Below are 5,210 nucleotides of genomic sequence, written 5' to 3' on the forward strand. Positions count from 1 at the left end.
TTGTGTGAACTTTGTGATGTTTAGTAAAACTATTTTTAATATTTTTACAACACCATTGATAAACGCCTATATAAAGGCACTTTCCATACTACCAATATTAAAATTATTCAATATGTTTACTAAACGAATTGACAATCCTCTTTTTTTACGATAAATTGAAAATATTCAAGGGAGAAATGTTTTATGGCCACAATTCGTGATGTTGCAAAAGCTGCAAATGTATCAATTTCAACAGTATCAAGAGTCTTAAATTATGACCCATCACTAAATGTACCTGAAAGTACAAAGAAGAAAGTATTTGAAACAGTTGAAAAAATGGGATACATAAAAAAAGATATTAAAATGAAAAACAACTATACTCGACAACGTGTTGGAATCGTTCAATGGTATACAAATGAAAAAGAATTAACTGATCCATTCTACCATTCAATACGTGTAGGTGTTGAATCAACTCTTCACAATAACAACATAGAAATTGTTCGATCATTTAGAAATGATGCACAATATTTTACAAAACTTGAAGGTATGGATGGCATTATTTGTATTGGTAAATTTAGTAAAACTGAAATAGCTGAGTTTCGAAAAATAACTGATAAAATTATTTTTATCGACATGTTTATGGACAAAATTTATGTAAACACAATTGTCATGGATGTTCAAAACGCAATGAAAGATGCAGTTGAGTATCTAATTTCTTTAGGACATCGTAGGATTGCTTTCCTTGGTGGTATTGAATATACTACTGACGGATTACAATACCGCGACCAACGAAAATTTTATTTTGAAAAATATTGTTCACAATACAATGTCGAATATTTGCGTTATATTCGCGAGGAAGAATTCACTACTGAATCTGGTTATAAGATGATGAAATCATTGCTATCTCAACCTAAATTACCTACCGCTGTATTTTGTGCAAATGATCCAATTGCTTTTGGTGCTTTGAATGCATTAAGTGATGCTGGATTAAATGTACCCGATGACATTTCACTGATTGGTTTCAATAACGATCCAACATCTGCTTATGCTAATCCACCACTTACAACAATTAATGTTCCATCAGAAAAAATGGGAGAATTCAGTGCACAATTTCTCGCCATGTTCTTAAAACAAAAGAAGATTTACCCAATGATGTCGATGGTTCCTTGTGAACTCATTATTCGCCAATCATGTGGTAAACCTAAATCATCATTATCTTGGATGTAAAAACTCACTTTGCAGTGAGTTTTATTTTTATATGATTTGATATCCTCCAACTGGACGAATCGATAATACGAAGCATGAGCCATCTCCATAAATCGCATCCATTTGTTTGCGATACTCTTCTAACATTTCTTTAGGAACAAAGGCTTGAATTGTACCTGCAAGTCCCCCACCATGTACTCTATAAGCACCTTTGTCTTTCAATAGTTGTTCTGATACAGCTAGTGCTAAAGATAAATTTTGATGACTAATATCTTTTGTTGTATACACATTTTGTAGATACATGTATGAAGAATATCCTGATTCAATAATAAGTTTTTTACATGTTTCCATATCATTTTCTTTTAATGCTTTTACTTGATCTAAAACGCGATCTGTTTCATTGAAAAAATGTATCGCACGTAATAATGCACGGTCTGAACATGTTTCACGAATCATTGCAATATTTTGCATAAATTCTTCTTTCGTACATTGTGAAAGAATTTCTTTTCCTAGTGCGCGAGCAACTTCTTTCATTTCCTTTGGCATTAATCCATATTCATCTGAAAGATCGGCATGATCACCTTTAGTATCAACTAAACATAGAGCATAATCAGAGTGTGCAAAATCAAATTTTACTTGTTCAACAACTGGATTTTGTTTATCTTTAAAATCGATAGTTACAAATCCACCTACAGAACATGCCATTTGATCTAACAATCCACATGGTTTCATGAAGTAATTATTTTCTGCATATTGACCAATCTTTGCGATTTTAACATGATCAATTTTTCCATCATTATACAGTTCAGATAAAATAGTTCCCACTAATACTTCAAATGCTGCACTTGAAGAAATTCCTGAACCTTTTAAAACATTACTATGACTAACTGCCTTGAATCCGCCAATGTTGTACCCTAATTCTTTAAAACGTGCTAATGTCCCACGAATCAAAGACTCAGAAGTGAACTTTTCATTATCGATAATATCTAATTCCGTCACTTTAACAGGCGCTACTTCAAATCCATCCGCATAATATTCACAAGTATCGGCATTTGCAACAACAACCGTTGCAATATCCATATTTACACTAGCCGCAAGAACACGACCTTGTTGATGATCAGTATGATTTCCACCTACTTCAGTTCTACCTGGTGCACAAATTAGATGTGCATCCACATCAGAAAACTTTTCAAGAGCCTGGTCAAGTAATTGTCCATATCGTTCTTTCTCTGATTGAATGTCTTCACGACAATTAATCATTTTTAATTGTTCATCAAATTCTCCTTGAAATAGTCTAGTTTTAATTTCGCTAATTTTCATAACTTTCCTCCACTATAGAAATCTAAATTCTGTTTTATGATGATAAACCTCACCTTTTCTTAAGATTGGTTTTTCAAATGATTCTGTTTGTATTGCATTGGGATAATATTGTGTTTCAAAACATATTGAGCTTCGGCACGGAAATTTTCCGCCTTCTTTACCATGAATAGAAGTCCCATCCAAAAAGTTAGCTGAATACAAATGAACTCCTGGACAATCAGAGAATATCGTCATCTCTACATTTTTTCCTTGGCATACGGCAAATTTTCTAAAACCTTCCCCAAAAACCAAAAAATGATGATCATATCCATTACCATTTTTTAATTGAATTTCGTCATTATTTATATCGCGACCAATTGTCTTAAATTCCAAGAAATCAAAAGCTGTATCTTTCACTTGATAAATATCATCGTGTGTACATCCATTTTCATCCACACCAGCAAAATAATTCGCATTGATTTTAACTTTATGATCCAATACTGATTCGCTTATCGGGCCATCTAGATTAAAGAAAGAGTGATTTGTTATATTGAATAATGTGTCTTTGTCGGTTGTTCCTTCATACTCAAAGCGTATTCCATCATCTAATAATGTATACGCAACAGTAACATTACAATTGCCTGGATATCCCTCTTCACCATCTGGGCTTAAGTATGTACAAATAATTTTATCCCCTTGAACATCCACTGACCAAATTTTTTGGTCGAATCCATGATCTCCGCCATGTAAAGAATTTCCATTATTATTCTTTGGTACATGGTATTCCACATCATTCAATGTAAAAACTCCATTACCAATACGATTACAAACTCTTCCAATAGTTTGTCCCATATATTGAACTTCATTTTGATAGCCTTGAACACAAGTAAATCCTTGCACCACATCAATTTCTTTATGCTTTAAAACTAGTGATACTAGTGTTGCTCCATAATTACATACCGAAATTTTTATCGCATCATTTTCAATTGTATATAGTAAGGCATCAATTCCTTCGTTTGTTTTTCCAAATGATTTAATCTCCATTATTTCACCATCTTTTCAAAAGCATCTTTCGCAGCCATTTGCTCTGCCTTCTTCTTACTATTCCCACTACCTCTTCCCAAAACTATTTCATCCAATTTAACTTGAATATCAAATTTTGGATTATTTGATGGTCCAGTAACGCGTACAACTTCATATGTAACTGTTTTACGTGTGTCAGATTGAACAAACTCCTGTAGCTTTGTTTTATAATCCATCACGATTACTTGATTTGGGTCTTGAAGTCGTGGTGTAATCACTTCATCAAGAATATTATCAATTGTTTCCATGCCACTATCCATGTATAAAGCGCCTAAAAAAGCTTCAAACATATCTGATACAATTGAATCTCTTTCTCTTCCACCTGATTTTTCTTCACCAGAACCTAATAATAAAAAGTCATTTAATTTTAACTCTTTTGCATAAATCGCCAAAGCTTTCTCACAAACAAGTTGAGCGCGTAAAGTAGTCATATGTCCTTCATCTAACGGTGGTTCAATTCTAAATATCTTATCAGAAATCCACAATTGAAGTACCGCATCACCCATAAATTCAAGTCTTTCATTATCATGCTTGCTTCGATGTTCATTCACATATGAAGAGTGCATAAAAGCTTGATTAATTAAATCCATATTTCGAATAATAATATTTCTTTGTTCAAGCCATTCGATAACTGTCATTTTCTTTTCCTCCTAATCCATTGTTGTAAGCGCATTCATATTAAGTTGCACTATTTTTTGAATGAGTTGACTATTTTCTTTTTCTTCAGCATGTTGAAGAATTTCTAAACAGTCTTTTTTAGTTGTTTCGATTATTTTTGTGTCCTCTACCAAATTACCCAATAAAAAGGCAGGTAACCCACTCTGTCTAGTTCCTAGTATATCACCAGGTCCTCGCAAACGTAAGTCTTCGGCAGAAATTTCAAAACCATTATTCGTGTTTACTAAAACACGTAATCGTTCTAAACTATTCTCATCTTGACTATCTGTAAGCAAATAACATATCCCTTGTTCAGAGCCACGTTGAACACGTCCACGCAATTGATGGAGTTGACTCAATCCAAAACGATGGGCATCATAAATAATCATTAGTGTTGCGTTCACAACATTTACACCAACTTCAATTACTGTTGTAGAAACTAAAATTTGAATTTCATTTTTATCAAATTCTCTCATAATTTCTTCTTTTTCTTCACTACTCATTTTGCCATGTAGGACACCCACTTTTGCAATTCCCTTAAATGCTTTTTTTAAATTGTCATAAATGGTTAATACATTTCTAACATTAATGCTTTCACTTTCTTCAATTGCACTGCAGACAACATACACTTGTCTTCCTTCCTCTATTTTGCTTACCACCTCATCTAAAACATGGCGAAAACTATTCTCTTGTACTAGAACTGTTTTCACTTCTTTTCGTCCTGCTGGCATAGTTTCAATTGTAGTAATATCCATATCTCCATAGAGTGTATTTGCAAGTGTTCTTGGAATAGGTGTTGCTGTCATTAGTAGAAAATCTACTTTATCTCCTTTTTCAATGAGTTTGCGTCGTTGTTCAACTCCAAACCGATGTTGCTCATCGGCAACCACAAATCCTAATTGTTTAAATTCAACATCAGGCTGAATCAATGAATGAGTTCCCACAAGGATATCAATCTCACCATTTTTTAATCGCTCTAAAATATC

Annotated in this window: 5 protein-coding genes; 1 reads left to right on the top strand and 4 read right to left on the bottom strand. The window is 33.2% G+C overall.

Annotation, left to right across the window (positions count from 1 at the left end; translation table 11 throughout):
- The first annotated feature begins 183 nt into the window (after positions 1 to 183).
- Entirely contained in the window at positions 184 to 1,206 is a 1,023-nt protein-coding gene (locus tag RSB60_RS10730) for a LacI family DNA-binding transcriptional regulator (RefSeq protein WP_332475755.1), read from the top strand.
- 27 nt (positions 1,207 to 1,233) lie between these two features.
- On the opposite strand, the gene RSB60_RS10735 is transcribed toward RSB60_RS10730, so the two are convergent.
- The 4 genes from RSB60_RS10735 to RSB60_RS10750 form a co-directional block, all read right to left on the bottom strand.
- Positions 1,234 to 2,505, bottom strand: coding sequence for a galactokinase (locus RSB60_RS10735; RefSeq protein ID WP_332616276.1), 1,272 nt, complete (start codon positions 2,503 to 2,505; stop codon positions 1,234 to 1,236).
- A 12-nt stretch (positions 2,506 to 2,517) separates the two neighbouring features.
- The gene (locus RSB60_RS10740; protein WP_332616278.1) at positions 2,518 to 3,528 is read right to left on the bottom strand and encodes an aldose epimerase family protein; all 1,011 of its coding nucleotides are present in this window, start codon (positions 3,526 to 3,528) and stop codon (positions 2,518 to 2,520) included.
- Positions 3,528 to 4,205: a ribonuclease III gene (gene rnc, locus RSB60_RS10745; RefSeq protein WP_323380532.1), complete on the bottom strand. Its 678-nt coding sequence runs from the start codon at positions 4,203 to 4,205 to the stop codon at positions 3,528 to 3,530. Before rnc ends, RSB60_RS10740 begins: the two co-directional genes overlap by 1 nt.
- Positions 4,206 to 4,217: 12 nt before the next feature.
- Positions 4,218 to 5,210: helicase-related protein (locus tag RSB60_RS10750; RefSeq protein WP_332616280.1), on the bottom strand; the 993-nt coding region annotated here is incomplete at its 5' end.

Origin of the sequence: Anaerorhabdus sp. (assembly GCF_036657415.1) — a bacterium.
Lineage (GTDB): Bacteria > Bacillota_I > Bacilli_A > Erysipelotrichales > Erysipelotrichaceae > Anaerorhabdus.

Bases quoted from the DNA above. Each gene is read 5' to 3' on its own strand.
- RSB60_RS10730 (WP_332475755.1), top strand. From the start codon at position 184: ATGGCCACAATTCGTGATGTTGCAAAAGCTGCAAATGTATCAATTTCA.
- RSB60_RS10735 (WP_332616276.1), bottom strand. From the start codon at position 2,505: ATGAAAATTAGCGAAATTAAAACTAGACTATTTCAAGGAGAATTTGAT.
- RSB60_RS10740 (WP_332616278.1), bottom strand. From the start codon at position 3,528: ATGGAGATTAAATCATTTGGAAAAACAAACGAAGGAATTGATGCCTTA.
- rnc (WP_323380532.1), bottom strand. From the start codon at position 4,205: ATGACAGTTATCGAATGGCTTGAACAAAGAAATATTATTATTCGAAAT.